The organism is Candidatus Binatia bacterium, assembly GCA_036563615.1.
In the GTDB taxonomy this organism is placed as follows: domain Bacteria; phylum Desulfobacterota; class Binatia; order UBA12015; family UBA12015; genus DATCMB01.
The window spans coordinates 133,720-156,665 of record DATCMB010000022.1; the positions used below are offsets into that span (position 1 = coordinate 133,720).

Genomic DNA, 22,946 nt, shown 5'->3' on the forward strand with positions numbered 1-22,946 from the left:
ATGCTGCGGCTCCTGCGCGTCAAGGACTTCGCGCTGATCGAGGACCTCGAGCTGCGCTTCGGTCCAGGGCTCAACGTCGTCACCGGCGAGACCGGCGCCGGCAAGAGCCTGCTGCAGCGCGCGCTGGCGATCGCCGCCGGACACCGCGCGGGCAGCGAGATGGTGCGCGCCGGCTGCGACGCGGCGTTGGTCGAGGCGACGTTCGATTCCGGCGAGCGCCGCGCGGAGGTCGAGGCACGGCTCGCGCGGCTGGGCGTCACGCCGAGCGCCGGGGGCGAGATCGCCGTGCGGCGCACGATCGCGCGCAGCGGCCGCTCGCAGGTGACGATCAACGGACGCGCGTCGACGGTCGCGGCGCTGCTCGAGCTCGGCGAGCTGCTGATCCACCTGCAGGGCCAGCACGAGTCGCTGCGCCTCGCCACAGCCGAGACGCACCTCGAGATGCTGGACCAGGCGGCCGGCACGTCGGCCGACGCGGCCGCCTTCCGCGCCACGTACGCGCGCGTCGCGGAGCTCGTTTCGCGCGTCGACGCGCTCGAGCGCGGCGCCGCGGAGCTCGAGCGCCGACTCGAGATCGCGCGCTACGACCTCGACGAGCTCGTGCAGGCGCGGCTCGAGCGCGCCGACGAGGAGGAGGCGCTCGCGACCGAGCGCACGCGGCTGCGCAACGTCGAGCGCCTCGCGCAGGGCGTGGGCGAGGCGGTCGAGCGGCTGCACGCCGCGGACGGAGCCGCGCTCGCCACCGTGCAGACGATGGCGCGCCGGCTCGGCGACCTCGCGGCGGTCGATCCGGAGCTCGACGAGATCGCGGCCGAGCTCGGCCGCGCCGCCGAGCCGCTCGCGGAGGCGGTCCGCGCGCTGGTCGACTACGCGGAATCGCTCGAGGCCGACCCCCAGCGTCTCGAGGCGATCGAGGAGCGCCTCGCGCTGCTCGCGCGGCTCGAGCGCAAGCACGGCGTCTCGGACGTCGCCGGTCTGATCGCGAAGCGCGACGCGCTGCAGGCGGAGCTCGCCCGCTCCGCGTCCGACATCGCCGACCCGGCGGCGCTGCGCGGCGAGCTCGAGCGCGCGGCCGACGACGCGTGGCGCGCGGCGATCGAGCTGTCGCGCAAGCGGCGCGCGGGCGCCGAGCGTCTCGCCCGTGCGCTCGAGGCGGAGCTCGCGCTGCTCGGCATGGCCGACGCGCGCTTCTCGGTGCGCTTCGACCCGCTACCGCCGGGTCCGTCGCGGGGCGCCGGGGCGGTGCTGACGCGCGACGGCGCAGGTCTCGGCCCGGACGGCGTCGACCGCGTCGAGTTCGATCTGGCGGCGAATCCCGGCGAGGGCGCGCGACCGCTCGCGCGGATCGCGTCGGGCGGCGAGCTCTCGCGCCTCATGCTCGCGCTGCGCAACGTCGCGGGCGGGATCGAGGTGCCGACGCTGGTCTTCGACGAGGTCGACGCCGGCATCGGCGGCGCGACCGCCGAGGTCGTCGGACGCCGCCTGCGCGCGCTCGCGGGGCGTCACCAGGTGATCTCGATCACGCACCTCGCGCAGATTGCCGTCTTTGCCGACCATCATTACGCAGTGCGTAAGACGCGCGACCGGGGACGGACGCGCACGCAAGTGGTCGAGGTGCAGGACGAGGAGCGGGTGAGCGAGCTGGCGCGCATGCTGGGCGGGACGTCGAGCGAGGCCGCACGCGCGCACGCGCGGGAGCTGCTCTCGCGGGCGCGGGACGGCGACGCCGCCGAGGTCGCCGCCCCGACGCAGCGGCGCGCCGGCGGACGCGGCCCGCGGACGCGCGCCGCGACGCGGTCGTCCTGAGCGAGCAAGGGAGCCAGGGCGAGTGCGATTGATCGAGCGGGTGGCGGTCGTGACCGGCGCCGGAAGCGGCATCGGCCGGGCGATCGCGACGGCCTTCGCCGCCGAAGGCGCGGACGTGGTGCTGGTCGGGCGGCGGGTCGAGCCGCTCGAGGAGACGGCGGCGATGGCGACGGCGCACGGCACGCGCGCGCTCGTCGTGCCGTGCGACGTTTCGATCGAGGAGGACGTGCGCGCGATGGTCGAGCGCGTGCTGGCCGATTTCGGCCGCATCGACGCGCTGGTCAACAACGCCGCGACCGTGGGCGAGGACCAGACGGTCGCCAACATGACCCTCGAGAACTGGAACTCGACCATCGCGACGACGCTGACCGGCGCCATGCTGTGCGCCCGCGAGTGCTTGACGCGCTCGATGCTGCCGCGCCGGACCGGCGTGATCGTCAACGTCGCGTCGACCGTGGCGCGCCAGGGGCTGCCGCGCCGCTCGCACTTCAGCGCCGCCAAGGCCGGGCTGATCGCGTTCACCAAGGCGCTCGCCGGCGAGGTCGGCCCGCAGGGGATTCGCGTCAACGCCCTGGTGCCGGGCCTGGTCGCGACGGAGCTGCTGCACCGCTACCACCAGCGCCTCGCCGCCGAGCGCGGCCTCGCCTACGAGCGGGTGGTCGCGGAGGCGACGCGGACGACGGCGCTGCGCCGGCTGATCACGCCGGAAGAGGTCGCGGCGGTGGCGGCCTTTCTCGCGAGCGAGCAGGCGAGCGCCATCACTGGCCAGACGATCGACGTCACCGGCGGGTGAGCCTCTCGAGCCGCGTTGCAATCGGGCGGGGGTTCGCTTACCTAGGGCGCCACGGGTTTTCGGGGCCGTAGCTCAGTTGGGAGAGCGCTTGAATGGCATTCAAGAGGTCGAGGGTTCGATTCCCTTCGGCTCCACCTGAACCACCCGGGAACGCGCACCGCTTGCCCGCGCGTGCGCTCCGCTGCAGCGCCCGATCGCGGCGTCCGCACGAGGCCGCAGGTGCTGCGTGCGGGCGCGACGATTGACGCCGCCGAGATCGGCCTCGAGGTGAGATCCGGGGCATCGGCCCGAGGGGCCGCGGCGCGCGCCATGGCGGATTCCGCATCGCCGTGGCGTAGCGCACTTGCGAGCTTTCGGAGGCCGAAGACACGTGTATGGTGAAGCGCGTGGGGAAGGTGCGTGTGGCAGTGAGGCTCGTTCCACGGACGTGCGCGCAGGGCGCCGCGCGGCTTCTTCTCGCAGCGGCGATCTGGCTTGGCGCGAGCGCCGCTGCCGAGGCGTCCGAGACCGCCCCGCAGAGCGGGCTCGCGCCGCTCATCTCCCAGATGCTGCTCGATCCGCAGCCGCTGGTGCTCGAGGGCGCGCGGCTCGACTCGAAGGTCCTGCGCGCGCTGTACGACACGCGCGGCTCCGCGCCGCTGTGGGTCGAGCAGCCCGACGCCGATGCGCGCATCGACGCCGTGCTGTCGGTGCTGCGCGCGGCCGATCGTGAAGGGCTCGAGCCGCAGGCGTACCGCATCGCGCAGATCGAGCGGCGGCGTGGCAGCACCGATCCGATCGCGCGCGCGGAGCTCGATCTGCTGCTCAGCGAAGCGGTGATGCTCTACGGCGTGCACGTGCGCACCGGAGCGCGCCGCCCGCGCGTCGACATCCCGGACGTCCCGCCCGCGGTCGTCGACCCCGATCCCGTGCGCATCGCGCTCGACGTCGCCGGAACGCCCACGGACGGCATCCCGGCGCTGATGGCCGAGCTGCCGCCGCAGACCAACGCGTATCGCGCGATGCGCGATCTGCTCGCGCGCTACCGCGAGATCGCGGCGAGCGGCGGCTGGCCGCGGGTTCCGGACGGTCCCAAGCTGACGCTCGGCGTGGTCGATCCTTCCGTGCGCGCGCTGCGCGCCCGTCTGCGCGTCACCGGCGACCTGACGGAGCCCGACCCGCCGGGCAAGAGCAACGTCTACGACGCGACCGTCCAGGAAGCGGTGCGACGCTTCCAGCGGCGCCACGGCCTCGTGGTCGACGGCACGGTGGGGCCGCGCACGCGCGCCGCGCTCAACGTGCCCGCCTCGGCGCGCGTCCAGCAGATCGTCGCGAACATGGAGCGCATGCGCTGGCTGCCGGAGGACCTCGGCGAGCGCTACGTGCGCATCAACATCCCGGAGTACCGCCTCGAGCTCGCCGAGCAGGGCGAGACCAAGCTCGAGATGCCGGTGATCGTCGGACGCACGAACTGGCAGACGCCGGTGTTCAGCAGCGAGATCCGCGACATCGTCTTCAACCCGCCGTGGAACGTGCCGCCGCGCATCGCGTCCGAGGAGCTCTTCCCGCGCTCGCTCGCCGATGAGTCGTACTTCGCGTCGCAGTCGATCACGGTGCGCGCCGGCGGTCGTCTGCGTCAGGCGCCCGGGCCCAAGAACCCGCTCGGTCGGCTGAAGTTCAACCTGCCGAACCCGTACGGCGTGTACCTCCACGACACGCCGAACAAGGACAAGTTCCGCCTCGGAACGCGCAGCCTGAGCCACGGCTGCGTCCGGCTCCAGGACGCGAAGGCGCTCGCCGCGGCGCTGCTCGAGGATACGCCGGAGTGGAACGAGGAGCGCCGCAAGCGGGCGCTCTCGACCTGGACCACGCGCACCGCGCGGCTCAGGGCTCCGGTGCCGGTCCACTTCACGTACGCCACCGCCTGGGCGACGCCCGACGGCGAGGCGGAGTTCCGCGAGGACATCTACGGCATCGACGGCAAGCTCGCGAAGGAGATCGCGCGTCCGCGCGGCGTCCGACTCCCCGAGCCGACGGCGCCGGTGCTGGTCGCGCGCGACACCGTTGCGAGCGGGCTCACGAGCGGCGCACGACCGTAGCCACCTCGCGCTCGCGCGCTGACAAGTCAAAAGTTCGCGGTCGTCGATCCTGCCTGGCGGCCGCCCCGGACTGACCTCGCGGTCGGGCCCGAAGAGCGGAAAATCGCGCTCCAACTCTGGACGCGCGCGATCTCGTGTTGTACGGGATGCCGCACGTTGGGGTGGCGGCTCGGGAAGAGGGAGCCCGAGTCGTCGCGGTACGATCAGTCCCAGGGAGGGGGAATGACGGAACCGGAACTGGAGGGGAGGGGTGTGTCTTCCGCTAGCCGGCGTAGATTCCTCTGGCTCGGCGGGATCGCGGCGGGCTTGCTGCTCGTCCCGAACTCTTCTCTTGCAGCGAAGGTAGCGAACGCGGTCAAACGCTCGTCCGGTTCGAGCTCGGGCAAGTCCGCCAAGTCGACCGCGACCAAGGGCAAGTCGGCGACCAGCCGCACGAGCAGCCCGGCGAAGCGTCCCTCGACCGTCAAGGGCAAGTCGACCGCCAAGGCGAGCGCCAAGCCCAAGGCGGTGGTGAAGAAGTCGGTGCCGGCGCGGACCGCCGCCCAGCGCAAGGCGCCGGCGCGCACGACGCGCACCGTCGCCCATTCCGGCGGCGCACGCCGCGAGATCGTGCGCGTGCCGTCGCGCCTCGAGTCGCCGGAGCCGTTCGCTCCGGGGCGCGCGTTCTCGTTCGGCGGCGCGGGGTCCTCGCAGGTTCGCAGCCTGTCGCTCTACAACATCCACACCGGCGAGAGCCTGTCGGCCGAGTACTACGTCAACGGCCGCTACGAGCCGGAAGCGCTGCGCGCCTTCGACAACCTGCTGCGCGACTACCACACCGACGAGGTCTGCCAGTTCGATCCGCGCGTGCTGAACCAGCTCTTCGAGCTGCGCAACGCGCTCGGCAGCCGGGAAGCGTTCCACGTCTGCTCGGGCTATCGCTCGCCGACCACGAACGAGAACTATCGCCGGGCCGGTGCGCGGGTGGCCGAGCACAGCTTCCACATGACCGGGCAGGCGATCGACGTGTTCCTGCCGGGCCGCGACCTCCGTCAGCTGCGCAACGTCGCGGTCGCGATGCGCGCGGGCGGCGTCGGCTACTACCCGGGCGACGGCTTCGTGCACCTCGACAGCGGCCCGGTTCGTCGCTGGTAGGGTAGGCGGTTCGTCGCCTGCCGCGGTCGCCGGCTCTCGCCGCCGTCGCGGCGCCCGCGACAAAAAATCGTTGCGCCGCGCACAGCAGCGCCTGTAGGGTCGTCCCGATGCGGTCCTTTCGGCCGCGTCCGGAGGGACCCGACGTGCACGCGCTGCGCTTTGTCACGGGACTGCTGGCCTTCGCGGTCGGACTGCTGCCGCTCGAGGCGGCCGCAGAGTTCGTCGCCACCCAGGTGAACGCCGGCAACGTCGCCGAGACGCTGTTCACCGGTACGGACGCCGACGGCGGGATCGACGACTGGTACCTGTCGAACGGCGTCGTCCAGGCGATCATCGACGACGTCGGTCCGCAGGCCGACCTGGTGCCGCTGCTCGGCGCGAGCGCGCCGCCGAAGGTCAGCGAGTTCGCCTTCACCGGCTGCTCGCTGATCGACCTCGGCAACAACGGGCAGAACAACGACCACCTGACGCAGATCTTCACGGTCGGCGGTCTCAGCACGTCGAATTTCATTCTTTACAACGGCATCAGCGCCTCGACGACGGCGTCGTCGGCGACGATCACCTGCACGGGCAACCTGCTCGGCTTCGACACCGGTCCATCGCCGGTGCCGCCCGAGGACCTCCAGGTGGTCACGGAGTACACGGCCGCCGGAAGCGATCCGTTCCTCACGGTCGTGACCACCGTGACCAACACCCATCCGACGAACACGGCGATGGGGCTCGGCGGCTTCCTCGACGCGAGCCTGTGGACGCAGCAGGCGCAGGTGCCGTTCTCGCCGCTCGTCGGACGCGGCTTCCGTCACCCGGTGCTGGACTTCTCGGCGATCGTGCTGGCGCTCGAGACGCCCGCGTTCGCCGCGGCGCCCGGCATCGCGCGTCCGAGCGACGGCGTGATCGATCCGCCGAGCGGGCTGGCGGCGGGCGAGAACGCGTACGGTCTGCTCGGCGTGGAGGCGAGCATCGACCAGGACGGTCCCGGTCCGAACCCGCCGGTCGTGTCGACCGTGAACACGCTCTTCGGCGTGAGCAGCAACCTGCTCACCGCGTTCGGCAACTTCCCGCTCGGCTCGCTGCAGCCGGGCGGCGTGCTCACCTACAAGCGCCGCATCTACGTCGCGCCGAAGAACGACGTCGCCGCGGTCGCGAACGCGATGATCACCGAGCTCGCGGCGCGCCAGTCGTTCGCGACCGGCACGATCTCCGGCGACATCGACGCGGTCGACACGCCGGACGTCGAGGCGAGCGTCATCGCGACGCGCACCGGCGGCGCGGCGGTGCCCGGCTTCGCGAACGACTCGCCGGTCACGCAGTTCCGCACGGACGCGACCGGCGCCTTCTCCGGCGTCGTGCTGCCAGCCGGCGTCTACAGCTTCGAGATCCGCGCGGCGGAGCGCGATCCGGTGACCGTGAGCGGCATCGTCGTCGCGGCGTCGACGAACACGGTGGTGACGACGCCCCAGCTGAGCGCGCTCTCGACGCTCGAGTTCCGCGTGCTCGAGATGGTTCCCGGACCGGATCCGACGATGCCGGCCAAGATCACGTTCAAGGGCATCGCGCCGACGCCGGATCCGCGCTTCCGCAGCGATCTGCTCGCGATCGCCGTTCCGCTTGCCGGGCCGGAGTTCGACCTGCGCGCCGAGACGTTCGGCGGCGGCCCGGCGCAGGCGAACTTCCTCTACCTCGCGAGCGGCGAGGGCAGCGTGCAGATCCGTCCGGGCAAGTACGAGATCATCGTGTCGCGCGGTCCGGAGTACTCGATCCGGCGGCGCAAGGTGACGATCCGCGCCGAGCGCAAGCGCAAGATCAGCATGCGGCTGCGGCGGGTCGTCGACACGGCGGGCTTCGTGTCGGGCGACTTCCACGTCCACTCCGCGCGCAGCCTCGACTCGACCGCCATGCTGCGCGACCGCGTCGCGAGCTTCGCCGGCGAGGGCGTCGAGGTGATGGTCAGCACCGACCACGACTACCACGTCGATTACGCGCCGATCATCGCGAGCCTGAATCTCGGCAACCACATCACCTCGATCGTCGGCAACGAGACGACCGGCTCCGTGCCGAACCCGCCGGCGTTCCCGGACAGCACCGGGCACATCAACGCGTGGCCGTTGACCGTGCAGCCGGACGCGCGCCGCGACGGCGCGGTCGAGGACGAGTTCGTCGCGCCGAACTGGATCTTCAAGCGGCTGCGCGACCAGGGCGCGCAGGTGATCCAGTACAACCACGTGCGCGCGGGCGTCTCGGGGATCACGTCGATCGGCTTCTTCAACAACTTCGGCTACGACCCCGGCCTGCCGATCAGCGCGTCGCCGAACGACCTGCTGCTCGACGACGACGTCACCGGTCCGGGGACCTCGGGCGTCTCGAACCCCGACGGCATCCGCAACATCGATTTCGACGTGATGGAGATCATCAACGGTACGAGCGTCCCGGGGTACATCGCGGTGCGGCGCGACTGGCTCTCCCTGCTGAACCAGCTCGATCCGCCGACGGTGCCGTTCATCGGCGGCACGGGCACGTCGGACTCGCACCGGGTCACGCTCGAGAACGCCGGCTACGCGCGGACCTACGTCGGCGGTGCCGGCGACGATCCCGCGACGCTCGACGTCTCGGTCTTCGACGCCAACATCAAGGCCGGCAACATGATGGCGACGACCGGTCCCTTCGTGCGCTTCTCGGTGCTCGACGCGGGCGGCGCGTCGGCGACGCTCGGCGGGACGCTCGTGCCGAGCAGCTCGACCGTGCGCCTGCGCATCCAGGTGCAGGCGGCGAGCTGGATCCCGGTCGAGGAGGTGCGGGTCATCGCGAACGGCTTCACCGTCCTGACCTTCGACGGGACGACGAAGCCGGCCGTCAAGGCGGCTCCGAAGAACGCGTTCAGCCAGGCGCTGAACCGCGTCGTGCGCTTCGACGCGGAGATCCCGGTCGACGTCGCGGTCGACACGTACTTCATCGTCGAAGCGGGCGCGAAGCTGTCGCCGCTTCCCGCGCCGACGCCGCTGATCGACACGATCGTGCCGGGCATGGTGCCGATCGCGTTCACCAACCCCGTGTTCGTGGACCTCGCGGGCGACGGCTTCGACGCGCCGGGCTTGCCGGTCATGGCGAGCGCGTCTCCTGTGCTTGACGCGCTGCCCGCGTTCGCGCAGGTCGAGCGCGCAGACCGGCCGTGGTACGCACGCGCGGGCGGCTGGCTGCGTCGCGCGGTCGCGTCGCTCGGCGGTCCGCGTTCCGCGATCGCCGACGACGAGGAGCGCGTGCTCACCGGACGCGAGCTCGCGGAGAAGGTGCAGCGCGACAAGAAGCAGGCGACCTCGGACTACGTGCCGCTGCACCAGCTCCAGATCCCGACGAGCGCGGTCGAGGAGGCGCTGAAGCAGCTGCCGGAGTCCGAGCGCGCGCGGATCGAGGCGGAGCGGGCGCGCGCCGCGGAAGGAGTCGAGCCGCAGCGGTGATCGGCAGCGAGCTTCGTTCGGACCGCAGCGGACGCGCGCTCCGCGCGGCGACGCTGGGGCTCGGCCTCGTGCTCGCGGCCGCCGTCGCCGGGGCGCACCAGCTCTCGGCGGACGACGTCATCGCGCGCCTGCGCGCCCCGGCGGCGCGCGAGGCGTACGACGTCGTCGACGTCGAGCGTCATCCCGGGCTGCCGCGGATGCTGCTCGTCCGGGTGGGAGAGCGCTGGCGCACGCTGCCGGCCGAGCGTCGGCGCGAGGCCGCCGAGGACTGGCTGCGCGCCTGGCGCCACGCGGTCGCGCAAGGCGTGGTGTCGATCCTCGACGTGCAGACCGGCCGCGCGGTGGTGAACTTCGACGCGCGCGGCAACGCCCTGGTCCGTCCTTGACGCCTTTCTCGACGCCTTGACGACACCTTGACGAGACGCCGGACGTTCGACATCCGCCGCGTGCACGAGGCGTCGCGATGAGCGAGCTGGCACGCTCGGTCGGCCTGCTGAGCTTCCGTCAAGCAGCGCAGCTCGTGCTGGGCGCGATCCGCGCCAAGATCGTGGCGGCGCTGCTCGGGCCGGCGGGCACGGGGCTCCTCGCGCAGGCGTCGTCGCTGCAGGATCTGCTCCGGCAGCTCAGCGTGCTCGGCTCGGCAAACGGCTTCCTGAAGCTCGTCGCGGAGGCGTACGGACGGCGGGATTCCCGCGCGCTCGAGCGCTTGATGGTGACCTCGCTCGCGCTGTTCGGCGCGCTCGCGCTCGTGCTCGCGGGGGCGAGCGTCGCGCTCGCGCCTCGAGTCGCCCGCTGGGTGTTCGACGACGCCGGGCAGGCGCCGCTCGTCGCGCTGGTCGCGCTCACGCTGCTCTTCGCCGTGCCGAAGACGCTCGCGATGCGCGTCCTCTCCGGGGCGCTGCAGTTCCGCGCCTTCGTTCAGGTCGCGCTCCTCGAGTCGCTGGTCGTCCTCGTGGCGATGGCGCTGCTGGCGTGGGGCTTTGGCTTGACGGGTGCGGTCGCGGCGTTCGCGATCGCGGAGATCGTCGCACTGGCGACGGCGGCCGTGCTCGTGCGCCGACACGTCGCTGCACCGCTCGAGCTGCGGCTCCGTCCGAGCGCCGCCGACGGAGCGACCGCACGCAAGCTCGTGCGCTACGCGGGCGCGCTGGCGCTGACCAGCATCGCCGCCGCCGGCTCGACGCTGTTCGTGCGCGGCGAGATCGTCCGCCAGTACGGCTCCGAGGCGAACGGCTTCTACCAGGTCGCCTGGCAGGTCGGGCAGAACTACCTCGGCATCCTGGCGACGTCGCTGTGGACCTACGGCATGCCGAAGGTCGCGACGAAGCTCGACGAGCCCGGCGCCGTGCTCGCGCTGCAGAACGACTTCCTGCGCATCGCGCTCGTCGTCCTGGCGCCCGGGATCGTCGTCCTGCTCGCGACGCGCGAGCTGTGGATCCCGGTCCTCTACACGAAGGAGTTCCTCGCGGCGGGAACGATGCTGTGCTGGCAGCTTGCAGGTGAGCTCGTCGCCATGCTGCGGCAGTCGATGAACATCTCGCTCCTGCCGCGCGAGCGTCTCGGGTTCCTCGTCTTCCAGGCGTTTCTCTACTGGGGCGGCTGGGCGGTGCTGTCGTGGCTGCTGCTGCCGGGGCTCGGCGCCGTCGCGGTCGCGCTCGCGTACTGCGCCGCGAACGTCGTCGCGCTGATCGCGACGTACGCCTACCACCGCGCGGCGCTCGGCTACCGCGTGCAGCGCGAGAACGCGCTGCGGCTCGCGCTCGTCGTGCCGGGCTTCGCGCTCGCCGTCCTGCTCGCGAGCGGTGCCGACGTGGTCACGGCGCGGCTCTTGCCGATCGTTCTCGCGAGCGTCTGGACGCTCGCCCACCTGCGCGTCTACCGCGAGCTGCTCGGCGTGCGCCGGCTCGCGCGCCGCGGAGCGGAGCGCTAAGGGCAGCCGATGGCCGTCGTCCGCGCGGAAGAGCTGACCTCCACGAAGCTCCGACAGCTGAGCGGAGCGCGCAGCGTCGCGTTCCTGCCGGTGAGCGCGCTCGAGGTGCACGGGCCGCACCTGCCGCTCGGAATGGACCTCTTCATGGCCCGCTGGATGGCGGAGGAGACCGGGCGTCGCTTCGCCGAGCGCCATCCCGACTGGATGGTCGTGCAGCTGCCGCCGCTGCCGCTCGGCGCCGACGAGCTGCCGCTCGCGGGCTCGGTCGAGGCGTCGCCGCGCACCGTGTACACGGCGCTCGTCGCGCACGGGCGAAGTCTCGCGCGCGCGGGCTTCGCGAACGTCGTGGTCACCAACGGACACGGCGGCCCGCGTCACGCGGCGGCGCTCGAGGCCGCGTGCCGCAAGGTCAGCCGGCGCACCGGGATCCGGATGTTCACGCCGTCGATCGTCACGCTGCACCGGATCGTCACCGGCGGACGTTTCGCGCGCGTCGAGGAGCTGATCGGACGCGCGCTCACCGAGCGCGAGCGCACCGGTCTGCTGAGCGGCGAGCACGCGGCCGCGTGGGAGACGAGCTTCATGCTCGCGCAGGACGCGCGGCTCGTCGAGCCCGGCTACGAGACGCTGCCGCCGCTGCAGCCGCCGGTGTGGCGTCCGCTGGCGCGCGTCGGCGCGTGGGCCGTCCGGCTGCGCGAGCGCACGGGTGGGGATGCGGCGAAGCTGCGCGAAGCGGTCGAGGCGCTGTCGGGCGCGATCGGCTGGCTGCTCAACGCGCGCTACGGCTACGGCGGGGAAGCCGTCACGTACAAGGGCGATCCGTCCGTCGCGTCGGCGGAGATCGGTCACGCGTTCCGCGAGATCCTCGCCGAGGACTGCCTCGAGATCGTCGAGAACGTCTGCCTCGGTCGCGTCGCGGCGCACGAGGTGCGCAGCATCGCTTCGGAGCACGCGGTGATCCAGCCCGGCTTCGCGGCGCGCGTCGGCATCGCGGCGGCGCTCGTGGTCGCGCTGCTGCTTCTCTGACGCGCTCGTTCTTGAGTGCGTCTCGGGGCTCGGATAGCTGTAGCGCTTCCCAACGACATCAGCCTCGCGAGGAGCCCATGGCGATCAAGGAAGGCGACAAGATTCCCGACGTGAAGGTCACCGAGATGGTCGACGGCAAGCCGACGCCGATCTCGCTGGCGGAGCTCTCGGCCGGCAGGCGGGTCGTGGTGTTCGCCGTCCCCGGCGCGTTCACGCCGACCTGCTCGATGAAGCACCTGCCCGGGTTCATCGAGCACTACGACGCGATCAAGAAGAAGGGCGTCGACGAGATCGCGTGCCTGTCGGTCAACGACGTGTTCGTCATGGACGCCTGGGGCAAGAGCAGCAACGCGACCGGCAAGGTGCGGATGCTGGCCGACGGCAACGGCGAGCTGACGCGCGCGCTCGGCCTCGACATGGACGCGAGCGGCTTCGGCATGGGGCCGCGCTCGCAGCGCTACGCGATGATCCTGCGCGACGGCAAGGTCGAGGCGCTGATGGTCGAGCCGGGTCCCGGGCTCAACGCGTCGAGCGCCGAGAAGGTTCTCGAGCGACTCTGAAATCGACGCCCGTGCGGCGTCGCTCGAGTCCGGGCGGCGCCGCGTGGGCACGCTCGGCGCTGCCGAGCGAGTCTTGCGCGGCGCCGAGTGACGCGCCCCGGCGCTGCGTTCCAGCTTCGTGCGCGACGCCGCTCAGACGAACCGCGTGCGACCGAGCGCGCCGTCGCGGCGCCACATGTAGCACGAGTCCGGGAAGCCGCCGGTCTCGTTGCCGCGCATCCACGGCACCTTGGTCCAGGTGTCGATGAACGAGGCGACGCACTGCACGGTCGCCGGCGCGAGCATCAAGAGCGCGTCGAGCAGCGGCTGGTCGTCGCCCGCGCCGCCCTGGCCGCCGAACTGATCGAGCAGGGCAGCCGTGATGCCGGCGCGCAGCGAGAGCCCGACGACGGGCTCGGCGCGGTCGGGACGCGGACGCCACTCGGCGGTGTCGAACGAGCGCGCGTCGCGCCGACGCTCCTCGAGCGCGAGCTCCGCGATGCGGAGCTCGCTCATCGCGACGCGCGCCGCTCCACGCAGCTCGAGCTGCGCGGCGAAGCGCTCGCTCGCCGCCGTCGCGTCCACCTCGGGCGCGAAGCACAGATCGTTCAGCTGTAGCGTCAACCACAAGTCGCCATCGCTCTCGTAGCCGTCGACGACGACGTCGCGGCGGAACACGCGCTCGCCGCGCCGGCGCGGCGCATCGGAGCCGTGCAGGCGCCCGTCCTCGCGCAGCGCCCACGTCGCCGTCGGCCCGACGAGCTGCGCGAGCGTGAGGACGTGCGAGCAGCCGCGCGGGCCGCCGATCTCCTCGCTCAGCCGGCGCGGGTATCCTTTGTCGAGCGTCGTTCCGGCGAGCGCGTCGACGCGCGCGACGAGGTCGCGGCAGCTCTCCCCCTGCGTGGCCGCGCTCGCCTCGAAGGCCACCGTCGGCATGCGCGCCGTGAGCCGCGTGAGGCGTTGCGCGCGCCGGTCGATCGCGCCCGCGAGCTGCATGTGGTGGATGATGCCGGTTCCCTGCAGGTCGCCCGCGACCGGCACGAAGCCGCGCTTGCGCAGGTCGAGCACGTAGGCGGCGAGCTCGAGCTCGGCGCCGTCGCCGCCGAGCAGGGTCACCGAGAGCGTGCGGGTGTGGATCGGGATGCCGCGGGCCGCGATCTGCATGCTCCGTATGTGCTCCGGCTTCCGGCGTCCCGGCAAGCCGCGCGCTCGTGGCGATCGGCCGGAGAGGGCAGGGCGCCGCTCGGGCCGCTTGCTCAGGCGCTCGCGCGGGCCACGAGCAGCTCGTCCGCGAGCCAGCGACGCAGGAGCTTGAGCGCTTCGCCCGCCGCCGCGTCGTCACCGACGCGTGCCGCGAGCCACTCGCAGAGGTCGGCGAAGGTGACGCCGCCGCCGCGCAGCCAGTCGAGCGCCGCGAACTCGAGCTCGTCGACGCGGCGGTGGAAGACCTGCCAGCCCTGACGCCAGACGCGAAGCCACAGCGTGGCGCGCGGCACGTCGCCTAGCTCCTCGCCGCGCAGCAGCCGCTCGCGCGCGTCGTCGACGGGAGCCGACGTCGCGACGAGCCGGAGCGACCGCACCGGGCGGACGTCGAGCGCGGGCCACGCCTCGGGCGCGAGCGCGGCGAGATCGTCCGGCCGCAGCACGGGCTCGTCGACGGCGTCGAAGGCCTCGACCAGCGCCCACTCGAAGCGGGCGAGATCCTGCTGCCAGGGCGCGTCGAGGAGCTCCGGGTGGTGCTCGAGAAAGCCCGGCAGGTGACGCCCGAGGTCGCGCAGCGACGGGCTGTCGCTCGGGTGGCGGACGAGGTAGGCGCGCACGAGGCGCGCGAAGCGCTCGTCGCCGAGCGAGCATCGCAGCGCGCCGTAGTCCTCGGCGAGCGCGTCGTGCAGCCGCAGGAAGTACATCTCGGCATAGATCGCGACGCGCCCCGCGGCGGAAAGCCGCTCGTCGCCGGCGACCGGCAGCTCCGCGACCAGGCGCTCCACCTCGTGCGGCGCGAGCCCACGCGCGTTTGCGATCAGCTCACGCAGGCGGAGCTGCAGCTCGCGCAGCGGCAGCGGGGCGGCGCTCATGCCGCCTGCTCGCCGCGCTGGGCGACGGTCGCGAGCGCGATCTCGCGCGCCCGCAACGCCTGCTCCTCGACCGTCGCGAGCGGCGGCACCTCGCCGTCCCACTCGACCAGCGTCGAGACCCGGCCGAGGCGCGCGATCGTGTAGCGGTAGAGGTCCCACACGGCGTCGGTGATCGGCGCGTCGTGGGTGTCGCGCAGGTGCGTGCCGTAGTCGCTGTGGCCGGCGAGGTGGATCTGCGCCACGCGCTCCGCCGGGATGGCGTCGATGAAGCGCCGCGGGTCGAAGCCGTGGTTGTGCGCGCTCACCCAGACGTTGTTGACGTCGAGCAGCAGATCGCAGTCGGCTCGCCGGGTGAGCTCGGCGAGGAACTCCCACTCGGGCATCGTCGAGTGGGTGAACGTCAAGTAGCTCGACACGTTCTCGAGCACGAGCCGTCGGCCGAGCGCGTCCTGCACGCGCTCGACGCGCGCGGCGACGTGCGCGAGCGTCTCCTCGGTCCACGGCAGCGGCAGCAGGTCGTGCAGGTTGTGCGCGTCGACGCCGGTCCAGCAGAGATGGTCGGAGACCCACGCCGGCTCGAAGCGGTCGACGAGCGCGCGCAGCGCGCGCAGGTAGTCCTCGTCGAGCGGGTCCGTGCTGCCGATCGACAGCGACACGCCGTGCAGGACGAGAGGGTAGTCGCGGCGCACGCGCTCGAGGACGTGCAGCGGACGTCCGCCGGGGACGAGGAAGTTCTCCGAGATGGCCTCGAACCAGTCGACGCGCGTGCCGTGCTCGAGGATGTCGGCGTAGTGGCCGCGCCGGAGCCCGATGCCGAAGCCGAGGTCGCGATGACGGCGCATGGGATTCACGCAGTTGCGGGCGGGGGAGCGTCGGCGCTCCCCCGCCTGCGGTGCGTTACTTGACCACCTGGCCGCCCTTGGTCTTGCACTCCTCCTCGCTCGCGGTCGAGACCACGCCCTTGCCCTTGCACTCGTTCATGCCGCCGCAGGCGTGACCCGCGCCGGCGCACTCGCCCTTGCCCTTGCACTCGTTGATGCCGGCGCAGCGGACCTTGGCGTCCTTCTTCTCGCCCTCGGTCGGGGTGTCGGCGAGCGCCGTGCTCGCGGTGAACATCGCTGCGACGCCGAGCGCGATCAGCGCTCCCTTGGTGGTGCGGTTCATGACGTGCTCCTTCGTTCTCCAGGTTGAAGGCCGGACGGACCCGAGCTCCGGCCCCTTCGACGGCGCCGCGGTTCCGGCGCGTGCTGCGACGTGGATTCGGATGCCAGGCGCGAGCGGACGCTCGTGGGGCGCGCCCCGGCCCGCTCGGGCCGATGTCCCAGGGCGGCCCCGGGTCGGGCGGGGCGGAGAGATCGCCTCACTTCGCGCCGGAGCTCGTCCCGAGGCGCTGGCGGATCAGGTCGCCGACCTCGGTCACCGACCGGCTGGTGCGGCGCGGGAAGATCGTGTGGATGCTGCCGGCTCCGTCGCCCGTCCAGCGCGGCACGATGTGCACGTGGACGTGCGGGATCGTCTGGCCGGTCGCCTCGCCGTTGTTGATCCCGATGGTCGAGCCGACGGCGCCCACCGCCTCGCGGACCGGTCCCGCGAGCCGCACGACCGCATCGAAAAGCCTGCGCGCGTCCTCCGGGGACAGATCCTCGACCCGCGCGACGTGCGCCTCCGGGACGACCAGGGTGTGACCGTCGGCCAGCGGCGCGACGTCCAGGAAGGCGACCACCCCCGGCTCGCGCGCGACGATCTCGCCCTTCACCTCTCCGCTCGCGATCCGACAGAAAATGCAGCTCATCACCCGCTCCGCCGCCACGCTGGGCGGCTCGTCCTGACTAGACCGCCCCTCGCAGCGCGTCAACGACCGGCGCCGGCCGGCATTTGACGCCGCCCCGATCGCAGCCTAGGGAAAAATTGACGATCGGGCCGAGCAGCGACTCCGGCAGGGCGATTGATTGACCGGTCGTCATGCCAGAATCCATCGAACGACAACGAGTGTGCCGAGCCGGAAAAGTGCGCGAAATTCGTCGTCCCCCGTTGCTCCCCACGCCCGTCATCTGGCAAGATCGAAGAATTCGGGGAATTCAGACCTGAAAGGCGGCGACTCGAAGCGTTGAGCCGCTAGAGGGCATTTTTCCATGGAGAAGAAGAAGACGGGCGTGAGCCGCCAGACGTTGTGGCAGCGTAAGCATCGCGCGCTCGGGCTGTGCGTGGTGTGCAGCCAGCCGGCGTACAAAGGCTGGCGGTGCGTAAAGCACTACGAGCAGCACAAAATCGTCATGCGGCTGCGCTACATTCCGAAAGTGAGAGGCCGCTACGACGTCGGTGGGTCGTCCGAATTCCTCGAGGCTGCGGAGCGCGCCGCCAAGAAGGCCGCCGCCAAGCGGGCCAAGGAAGGCAAGACGAACCTCGCGGTGCTCTTGACCAGCGTCGGTCGTCAGGCCCAGACGGCGGCGCCGGTCCAGGCGGCCGCGCCCGCGAAGAAGCGCGCCACCACGGCTCGCGCCAAGACGACCAAGAGCCGCAAAGCGAGCCTCTGACCTTCTGCGCAAATCTCGCCGGACCTGGGTAGCTTCGCCTGCGGCACTGGTGTAGGCAGGAGCATTCCCAGCCACTCGTCGTCCAGGCGCTCGCATCGAGTATCGCTCGACCGGCTTCGTGTCGGCTGAGCAAGCACCGTTTGCTCCGGCGGGGACGTGGTTCGCGCGGTTGCGGTTCGGAGCCGGTCGTTGTCGTTTCGGAGGAGTACGGTGAACGCGCAGAAGGTCTTCCCGTTTCGCGCTCAGCTCGAGCGCGGTCACGGTAGCGTACGGTCGGAGCGGACAGGCTGGCTCACGCCGTACGAAGTCGAGACCCTGTTCGCCGATGCCCTCTGGGCGGGCCGTGGCGCGCGCCTCGACGTGCGCGTACCGGCCCGCATCAGCGACGACAGCGTGAGCTGGATCCGCCAGCGCTTCGACCGCCTGCGCCACCGCGGCATCGGCGTCAGCGTGCGGCGCGACGAGAGCTGGGTCTTCCGCGACGACGTCAAGACCGGCTCCTGACGTCGCTCGACGCCGACGTGCCCTGGGTCGTGGGCACGTCGCTTCACGAAGGCTTCGGTCGCTTCGGCGGCCGCTTGGGCTCGCTGCGCTCGCGCGGCGCGTCCTGACGAGCGCGCTCGCGCGCGCCGGCGGCGGAAGCGCGGGCGGGGGAGCGGCGCTGCGCGTCCGCCGTGTCGCTCGCCGTGCCGTCTTTCTCGCGCGGCGTGTCGTCGCCGAACATCTCGGCGACGATCCACGCCATCAAGAGGTCGACGTCGCCCGACGAGCGCTTCTTGCGCATGCTCCAGCATGAACCCCGCGCCCCCGCGTTGCTAGCCTGTCCGAGAAAAGTTTGGCCGCACGCCCCGAGCGCGTTCGTGCTCGCGGCTTCGCTTCGCGTCTGGCTCGGGTTACGATCGCGCGTGATGTCGTTCGAGAGCGGCTCGTGGCGTGCGTGGGTGCTGCTGCTGCTCGTCGCCGGCGCCTGCGCGGTGGGCCCGTTCCGACGCCCGCCGGCCGATCCGTACGCCACGGCGAGCGTGGCGCGCGGCAAGGTGGTCTACGACCAGTACTGCGCGCCTTGCCACGGGGCGACGGGTCTCGGTGACGGTCCGCTCGCTGCGGAGTACGACCCGCCGCCCACCGATCTCGTGTCGCCGGGCTGGCACGTGTCCGTCAAGGACATCGAGATCGTGATCGCGACGCCGCACTACTCGGGGCGGCTGATCAAGTCGCGCGTCCAGACGGGCAACCGCGAGATGCCCGCCTGGAACGAAGTCTTGACGCCGCAGGAGATCGACGACGTCACGGCCTACATCCGCTCGCTGGCGCGCTGAGCCGGTCACGTCGCTCATCCGCAGCGCGCCGGCGGTCGACCTCCACGGTCGGCTGGCCACGCGGCCGCCAAACGCAGCGCGGCGCGCGTCCCGGGCCGGTTTTCGGCTCCGAGATCGCGCGCCGCGATCGAGTGGTCCCAAGGGGACTCGAACCCCTGTTACCGACGTGAGAGGCCGGTGTCCTAACCGCTAGACGATGGGACCGTGAGCTGGGGAGGTAGGACTCGAACCTACAATCGCCTGATCCAGAGTCAGGTGGCTTACCAATTAGCCGACTCCCCAACCAGTGCCGGCAAGGTAGCAATCGCGAGGGCGCCTGGCTAGTGGCGCCGGTCCACGGACGTGCAGCGACGCCGATTTTTCGGCGTGTTTCTCACGAAACGCCGCTCTCGACGCTGCTGCTCCCCATGCGCTCGAGCGCCGTTTTGAGGCGGCGCAGCGAGCGCTCGCGGCCGAGCACGTCGAGCACCTCGAAGATCCCCGGGCTCACCGTGCCGCCCGTGACCGCGACGCGCACGGGCTGCGCGAGCGCGCCCAGAGACTTCCCGCTGCTCGCGATCACGTCCTGGAAGACGCGCTCGATCGACGCCGCGTCCCAGGTCTCGAGCGCCTCGAGGCGAGAGGTCAAGTCCTGCAGCAGCGGCGCGTTTTCCGGCTTCAGGAACTTCGCCGCCGCCTTCTCGTCGATGGTGATGTCGTCGCTCAGGTAGAAGTGCGCGAAGTCGGTGAGCTCGCCGAGCGTCTTCGCGCGCTCGCGCAGCGTCATCGCCATCTTCGCGAGCCAGGCGTCGTCGCCGGGGATGTGGATCCCACGCGACTCCATAAAGGGCCGCAAGTCCGCTGCGAGCTGCTCGGGCGTCCGCGCCTTCAAGTACTGGAAGTTCAGCCAGTCGAGCTTCTCGAGGTTAAAGACTCCCGCGGATTTGCCGACATTTTCCAGGGAGAAAGCGTGGATAAGCTCCTTGCGAGTGAACACCTCCTGATCGCCGTGCGACCATCCGAGTCGCGCGAGGAAGTTGATCAGGGCGTCGGGGTAGTAGCCGAGCTCGCGGTACGACGTCACCGCCGTCGCCGCGTGGCGCTTGGACAGTCGCGCGCGATCCATGCCCAGCACCTGCGGCAGGTGCGCGAACTCCGGCACGGGTGCGCCGAGCGCGCGGTAGAGGTGGATCTGCTTCGGCGTGCTCGGCAGCAGGTCGTCGCCGCGCAGCACGTGGCTGATCGCCATGTCCGCGTCGTCGACCGTCACGACGAGGTTGTACGTCGGCCAGCCGTCGGAGCGCGCGATCACGAAGTCCTCGATCTCGGCGTTCTGGAAGACCACGCGCCCCTTCACGAGGTCGTCGACCACGACCTCGCCGTCGAGCGGCACGGCGAAGCGGATCGCGGCCGGGCGTCCCTCGACGGGACCCGGGCCAACGCCGGGACGGCAGTGCCGGTCGTAGGCGACGCTGCCGCCGCGCTCACGCGCGGCCTTGCGCTTGGCTTCGAGCTCCTCGGGCGTGCACGTGCAGCGGTACGCGTGTCCGGAGGACAGCAGCCGCTCGATGGTCGAGCGGTAGAGATCCATGCGCTGCGTCTGGAAGAACGGCCCCTCGTCCCACTCGAGGCCGAGCCACTGCAGCGCACCGATGATCTCGTCGACCCATGCTTGGGTCGATCGCTGGCGGTCGGTATCCTCGATGCGGAGGATGAACCGTCCGCCGAAGTGGCGTGCGTAGAGGTAGTTGAACAGTGCAGTGCGCACGCCGCCGACGTGCAACGCACCGGTCGGGCTGGGCGCAAATCGCGTGCGTACGGACGCCATGCGCCGCGGCTAACAGAGCGACTGTGCGGTCGCCAATTCGATCGCGAGCACGGACGCATCGCGGGCAGGAGAGGGACGTGAACGCCACGCGAGAGGTCGGTCCGGCAGAGGGATCCATGGCGAGAAAGCGGATACTGGTCGTCGAGGACAACGAGGACAACCGGCGCATCCTGCTCTACCGCCTGCGCAAGATCGGTGACTTCGACATCGTCGAGACCGCCAACGGTGCCGAGGCGGTCGCGGCGGTCGAGGCGAATCCACCCGACCTGATCTTCATGGACCTCAAGATGCCGGTCATGGACGGCTGGGAGGCGACCCGGCGCATCCGTGCGCTCGAGTGCGGCAAGGAGATCCCGATCATCGCGCTCACCGCGCAGGCGATGGCCGGCGACGAGCAGAAGGCGCTTGCGAACGGCTGCAACGACTACCTCGCGAAGCCCGTGGTCGATCCCTCCCTGGTGCGCGAAAAGATCGAGCGCCTCCTCGGCGTCACCACCAAGCACTGACCTGACCCTCGGGCGGAGCACCGGGCTCCGTCCGCCCATCTTCCGATCCTCTCGCCGTCGCTTGCGCGCCACTGCGCGCGCGGCCCTGCCATTCGCCCGCCATTCACTTGCCATGTCCGCGGGAAATGGAGTATGGCGCGCGCCGTAACTCTTGATCAGCGGAAGAGTCGGCGGGCTCCTTGGCGGGTGACCCGCCGCCGAGGAGGGTAGCTGATGAAGGTGAGTATGGGGGGAAGGGTTGCTCTCGTTGCGGCGGCGCTGAGCTTGGCTGTCGTCGCGGCTACGCCGGCGAGCGCAACCATTCAGTTGGGCGACGCGTTGGTCTTCGGCGACGTGTCCGCCCAGAACCTTTTCCGCATGCGGAAACCAGGCAACTTCAACCTGGTTCAGCAGCGCAACACGCTCCGTCTCGGCCTCGACTACAAGTGGCTGCACGACGGGAAGCTCATCAACAAATTCGACACACCCGACTGGATCCGGCAGTCCAGCGTCTACGTCCTGTACCGCGGCGTCTACGACAGCGTGTACGACCTGAAGCCCGGCGGCGCGTTCTACACCTTCACGGGCGCGCGTGACGGCTCGTTCAGCGACATCCCGCGCAGTGCCCGTGACGCGGTCAAGTGGGAAAACACGCTGCGCGAGGCGTACATCGACATCGACTTCGCGAGCATCCCGCTCAGCCTGCGTCTCGGCCGGCAACAGATCGTCTGGGGTGAGACGGACAACTTCCGTCTGCTCGATCGCGTCAACGCGCTCGACCTCACCTGGCACCTGCAGCAGGAGATCGACGTCGGCCGCGGCTGGGATCAGCTCCGCATCCCGTACTGGATGATCAAGTGGCTGTGGCGGCTCGAGGACTTCGGTCCGGTCTCGAACGCGTTCCTCGAAGGCTTCTGGAACCCGGGCGACTGGTATCCGAACAAGCGCCGCTTCCTGCCGTACTCGCCCTGGAGCCTCCCGCTCGAGAATCCGATCCCGTTCCCGAACCTCGAGCGCGGCACGACGCTGTTCCGCCAGGGCGACTACACGCGTAACCCGGCGGAGAACAGCCAGGTCGGCGTGCGCTTCAGCGGCTTCGCGGCCGGCATCAACTTCACCATCGCCTACATGTACCAGCGTTGGGCGGGCGACGACGGCTCGAACACCGCGTTCGTCCGCGCGGACCTCGATCCCGTCACGGCCACCGAGGCGCTCGCGAACAACACGCTGCCGGCCTGGTACACCGCGCCCTACGTCCACGTGATCGGCGCGTCGGCCAACTACTTCGACGAGTGGTCCGAGGCCGTCCTCAAGACCGAGATGGTCTACATCATGGGGACGCCGTGGGCCGACGGCGACAAGCGCTCGCCGGTGCTGCCCGATCTGCTGTTCGGCGTCAGCAAGCGCGACATGTGGCAGGGCATGATCGGCTTCGATCGCCCGACCTGGATCCGCTTCCTGAACCCGAACGCCACCTGGCTCATCCTCGGCCAGTTCTTCTGGCACTACCTGATCGACAACGAGCGTCCGGTGGGCGATCAGATCGGCTTCGTCGGCAACCTGTCGCCGACCATGCCGCTGATCGGGCGCGACGGTGGGCCGTGCGTGAACTTCGTGCGCTGCAAGGCGGTCGACCGCGTGCGCGACTGGGAGATGCTCATGACGCTCGCCGCGACGAGCTTCTACATGGGCGGCTCGCTGGTTCCGCAGATCACCTACGTCCTCGACCCGGTGAACTCGTTCAACCAGGAGGTGGCGTGGAGCCTCGACTACTACGTCACGCCGGACTTCATCGTGAACGTGGCGCAGAAGTACTACATCAACACCACCGAGGCGCCGGTCTACGAGACGTGGGGCATCGCCGGCGTCAACCGCGGCCGCTCGGAGACCCAGCTCCGCTTCACGTATCAGTTCTGATCGACACGGCAGGGCGGGGCGGCTCGAAGGCCGCCCCGCACGCGAAGGGCG

Annotated in this window: 21 protein-coding genes and 3 tRNA genes; 15 read left to right on the forward strand and 9 right to left on the reverse strand. The window is 71.1% G+C overall.

What is annotated here, in order from left to right; translation table 11 throughout:
• The 10 genes from recN (at nt 1) to VIS07_19055 (ending at nt 12,779) form a co-directional block, all read left to right on the forward strand.
• Entirely contained in the window at nt 1-1,806 is a 1,806-nt protein-coding gene (gene recN / locus VIS07_19010) for a DNA repair protein RecN (protein ID HEY8517607.1), read from the forward strand.
• A 22-nt stretch (nt 1,807-1,828) separates the two neighbouring features.
• The gene (locus tag VIS07_19015; protein HEY8517608.1) at nt 1,829-2,599 is read left to right on the forward strand and encodes an SDR family NAD(P)-dependent oxidoreductase; all 771 of its coding nucleotides are present in this window, start codon (nt 1,829-1,831) and stop codon (nt 2,597-2,599) included.
• 61 nt (nt 2,600-2,660) lie between these two features.
• Nucleotides 2,661-2,733: transfer RNA gene (locus tag VIS07_19020), tRNA-Ala, on the forward strand.
• Between the two features lie 273 nt (nt 2,734-3,006).
• The gene (locus tag VIS07_19025) at nt 3,007-4,677 is read left to right on the forward strand and encodes a L,D-transpeptidase family protein (protein HEY8517609.1); all 1,671 of its coding nucleotides are present in this window, start codon (nt 3,007-3,009) and stop codon (nt 4,675-4,677) included.
• A gap of 252 nt (nt 4,678-4,929) precedes the next feature.
• Nucleotides 4,930-5,811 (forward strand): DUF882 domain-containing protein, encoded by an 882-nt coding sequence (locus tag VIS07_19030; GenBank protein ID HEY8517610.1) that lies wholly within the window; start codon nt 4,930-4,932, stop codon nt 5,809-5,811.
• A 107-nt stretch (nt 5,812-5,918) separates the two neighbouring features.
• Nucleotides 5,919-9,263: a CehA/McbA family metallohydrolase gene (locus VIS07_19035; protein ID HEY8517611.1), complete on the forward strand. Its 3,345-nt coding sequence runs from the start codon at nt 5,919-5,921 to the stop codon at nt 9,261-9,263.
• On the forward strand, nt 9,260-9,649 hold the full coding sequence (locus VIS07_19040) for a hypothetical protein (GenBank protein HEY8517612.1): 390 nt from the start codon (nt 9,260-9,262) through the stop codon (nt 9,647-9,649). The genes VIS07_19035 and VIS07_19040 overlap by 4 nt, the downstream gene beginning before the upstream one ends.
• 77 nt (nt 9,650-9,726) lie before the next feature.
• A complete protein-coding gene (locus tag VIS07_19045) occupies nt 9,727-11,193 on the forward strand; it encodes an oligosaccharide flippase family protein (GenBank protein ID HEY8517613.1) in 1,467 nt (488 codons plus the stop codon).
• Between the two features lie 9 nt (nt 11,194-11,202).
• On the forward strand, nt 11,203-12,219 hold the full coding sequence (locus VIS07_19050; protein ID HEY8517614.1) for a creatininase family protein: 1,017 nt from the start codon (nt 11,203-11,205) through the stop codon (nt 12,217-12,219).
• 77 nt (nt 12,220-12,296) lie between these two features.
• The gene (locus VIS07_19055) at nt 12,297-12,779 is read left to right on the forward strand and encodes a peroxiredoxin (protein HEY8517615.1); all 483 of its coding nucleotides are present in this window, start codon (nt 12,297-12,299) and stop codon (nt 12,777-12,779) included.
• A gap of 132 nt (nt 12,780-12,911) precedes the next feature.
• Here the strand turns inward: VIS07_19055 and VIS07_19060 are convergent, their stop codons facing one another.
• From VIS07_19060 to VIS07_19080, 5 genes are all read right to left on the reverse strand, one after another.
• A complete protein-coding gene (locus VIS07_19060) occupies nt 12,912-13,922 on the reverse strand; it encodes a DUF2889 domain-containing protein (GenBank protein HEY8517616.1) in 1,011 nt (336 codons plus the stop codon).
• A 92-nt stretch (nt 13,923-14,014) separates the two neighbouring features.
• Nucleotides 14,015-14,833: a DNA-binding domain-containing protein gene (locus VIS07_19065; protein HEY8517617.1), complete on the reverse strand. Its 819-nt coding sequence runs from the start codon at nt 14,831-14,833 to the stop codon at nt 14,015-14,017.
• Entirely contained in the window at nt 14,830-15,675 is an 846-nt protein-coding gene (locus tag VIS07_19070) for a DUF692 domain-containing protein (GenBank protein HEY8517618.1), read from the reverse strand. The genes VIS07_19065 and VIS07_19070 overlap by 4 nt, the downstream gene beginning before the upstream one ends.
• Nucleotides 15,676-15,730: 55 nt before the next feature.
• The gene (locus VIS07_19075) at nt 15,731-15,997 is read right to left on the reverse strand and encodes a hypothetical protein (GenBank protein ID HEY8517619.1); all 267 of its coding nucleotides are present in this window, start codon (nt 15,995-15,997) and stop codon (nt 15,731-15,733) included.
• 196 nt (nt 15,998-16,193) lie between these two features.
• Nucleotides 16,194-16,625, reverse strand: a complete 432-nt coding sequence (locus tag VIS07_19080; protein HEY8517620.1) for an HIT family protein — start codon at nt 16,623-16,625, stop codon at nt 16,194-16,196.
• 340 nt (nt 16,626-16,965) lie between these two features.
• Here VIS07_19080 and VIS07_19085 point away from each other — a divergent pair, with 340 nt between their 5' ends.
• Together VIS07_19085 and VIS07_19090 are read left to right on the forward strand one after the other, a co-directional pair.
• Nucleotides 16,966-17,367 (forward strand): hypothetical protein, encoded by a 402-nt coding sequence (locus VIS07_19085; protein ID HEY8517621.1) that lies wholly within the window; start codon nt 16,966-16,968, stop codon nt 17,365-17,367.
• A 210-nt stretch (nt 17,368-17,577) separates the two neighbouring features.
• A complete protein-coding gene (locus VIS07_19090) occupies nt 17,578-17,871 on the forward strand; it encodes a hypothetical protein (protein ID HEY8517622.1) in 294 nt (97 codons plus the stop codon).
• Between the two features lie 43 nt (nt 17,872-17,914).
• Here the strand turns inward: VIS07_19090 and VIS07_19095 are convergent, their stop codons facing one another.
• On the reverse strand, nt 17,915-18,151 hold the full coding sequence (locus tag VIS07_19095) for a hypothetical protein (GenBank protein HEY8517623.1): 237 nt from the start codon (nt 18,149-18,151) through the stop codon (nt 17,915-17,917).
• Between the two features lie 124 nt (nt 18,152-18,275).
• On the opposite strand from VIS07_19095, the gene VIS07_19100 reads away from it, so the two are divergent.
• Entirely contained in the window at nt 18,276-18,686 is a 411-nt protein-coding gene (locus VIS07_19100; protein ID HEY8517624.1) for a c-type cytochrome, read from the forward strand.
• 132 nt (nt 18,687-18,818) lie between these two features.
• On the opposite strand, the gene VIS07_19105 is transcribed toward VIS07_19100, so the two are convergent.
• From VIS07_19105 to gltX, 3 genes are all read right to left on the reverse strand, one after another.
• Nucleotides 18,819-18,890, reverse strand: a tRNA-Glu gene (locus VIS07_19105).
• A 5-nt stretch (nt 18,891-18,895) separates the two neighbouring features.
• Nucleotides 18,896-18,968 (reverse strand) — tRNA-Gln (locus VIS07_19110).
• Between the two features lie 91 nt (nt 18,969-19,059).
• Entirely contained in the window at nt 19,060-20,493 is a 1,434-nt protein-coding gene (gltX, locus tag VIS07_19115) for a glutamate--tRNA ligase (GenBank protein ID HEY8517625.1), read from the reverse strand.
• A gap of 116 nt (nt 20,494-20,609) precedes the next feature.
• On the opposite strand from gltX, the gene VIS07_19120 reads away from it, so the two are divergent.
• Both VIS07_19120 and VIS07_19125 read left to right on the forward strand, forming a co-directional pair.
• Entirely contained in the window at nt 20,610-20,999 is a 390-nt protein-coding gene (locus VIS07_19120) for a response regulator (GenBank protein ID HEY8517626.1), read from the forward strand.
• Nucleotides 21,000-21,224: 225 nt separating this feature from the next.
• The gene (locus VIS07_19125; GenBank protein HEY8517627.1) at nt 21,225-22,895 is read left to right on the forward strand and encodes a DUF1302 family protein; all 1,671 of its coding nucleotides are present in this window, start codon (nt 21,225-21,227) and stop codon (nt 22,893-22,895) included.
• The last annotated feature ends 51 nt before the right edge of the window (nt 22,896-22,946 follow it).

Coding starts and splice junctions, on each gene's coding strand:
- recN (HEY8517607.1), top strand. CDS start 1: ATGCTGCGGCTCCTGCGCGTCAAGGACTTCGCGCTGATCGAGGACCTC.
- VIS07_19035 (HEY8517611.1), top strand. CDS start 5,919: ATGCGGTCCTTTCGGCCGCGTCCGGAGGGACCCGACGTGCACGCGCTG.
- VIS07_19045 (HEY8517613.1), top strand. CDS start 9,727: ATGAGCGAGCTGGCACGCTCGGTCGGCCTGCTGAGCTTCCGTCAAGCA.
- VIS07_19050 (HEY8517614.1), top strand. CDS start 11,203: ATGGCCGTCGTCCGCGCGGAAGAGCTGACCTCCACGAAGCTCCGACAG.
- VIS07_19055 (HEY8517615.1), top strand. CDS start 12,297: ATGGCGATCAAGGAAGGCGACAAGATTCCCGACGTGAAGGTCACCGAG.
- VIS07_19060 (HEY8517616.1), bottom strand. CDS start 13,922: ATGCAGATCGCGGCCCGCGGCATCCCGATCCACACCCGCACGCTCTCG.
- VIS07_19065 (HEY8517617.1), bottom strand. CDS start 14,833: ATGAGCGCCGCCCCGCTGCCGCTGCGCGAGCTGCAGCTCCGCCTGCGT.
- VIS07_19070 (HEY8517618.1), bottom strand. CDS start 15,675: ATGCGCCGTCATCGCGACCTCGGCTTCGGCATCGGGCTCCGGCGCGGC.
- VIS07_19075 (HEY8517619.1), bottom strand. CDS start 15,997: ATGAACCGCACCACCAAGGGAGCGCTGATCGCGCTCGGCGTCGCAGCG.
- VIS07_19080 (HEY8517620.1), bottom strand. CDS start 16,625: ATGAGCTGCATTTTCTGTCGGATCGCGAGCGGAGAGGTGAAGGGCGAG.
- VIS07_19085 (HEY8517621.1), top strand. CDS start 16,966: ATGGAGAAGAAGAAGACGGGCGTGAGCCGCCAGACGTTGTGGCAGCGT.
- VIS07_19095 (HEY8517623.1), bottom strand. CDS start 18,151: ATGCGCAAGAAGCGCTCGTCGGGCGACGTCGACCTCTTGATGGCGTGG.
- VIS07_19100 (HEY8517624.1), top strand. CDS start 18,276: ATGTCGTTCGAGAGCGGCTCGTGGCGTGCGTGGGTGCTGCTGCTGCTC.
- gltX (HEY8517625.1), bottom strand. CDS start 20,493: ATGGCGTCCGTACGCACGCGATTTGCGCCCAGCCCGACCGGTGCGTTG.
- VIS07_19120 (HEY8517626.1), top strand. CDS start 20,610: ATGGCGAGAAAGCGGATACTGGTCGTCGAGGACAACGAGGACAACCGG.
- VIS07_19125 (HEY8517627.1), top strand. CDS start 21,225: ATGGGGGGAAGGGTTGCTCTCGTTGCGGCGGCGCTGAGCTTGGCTGTC.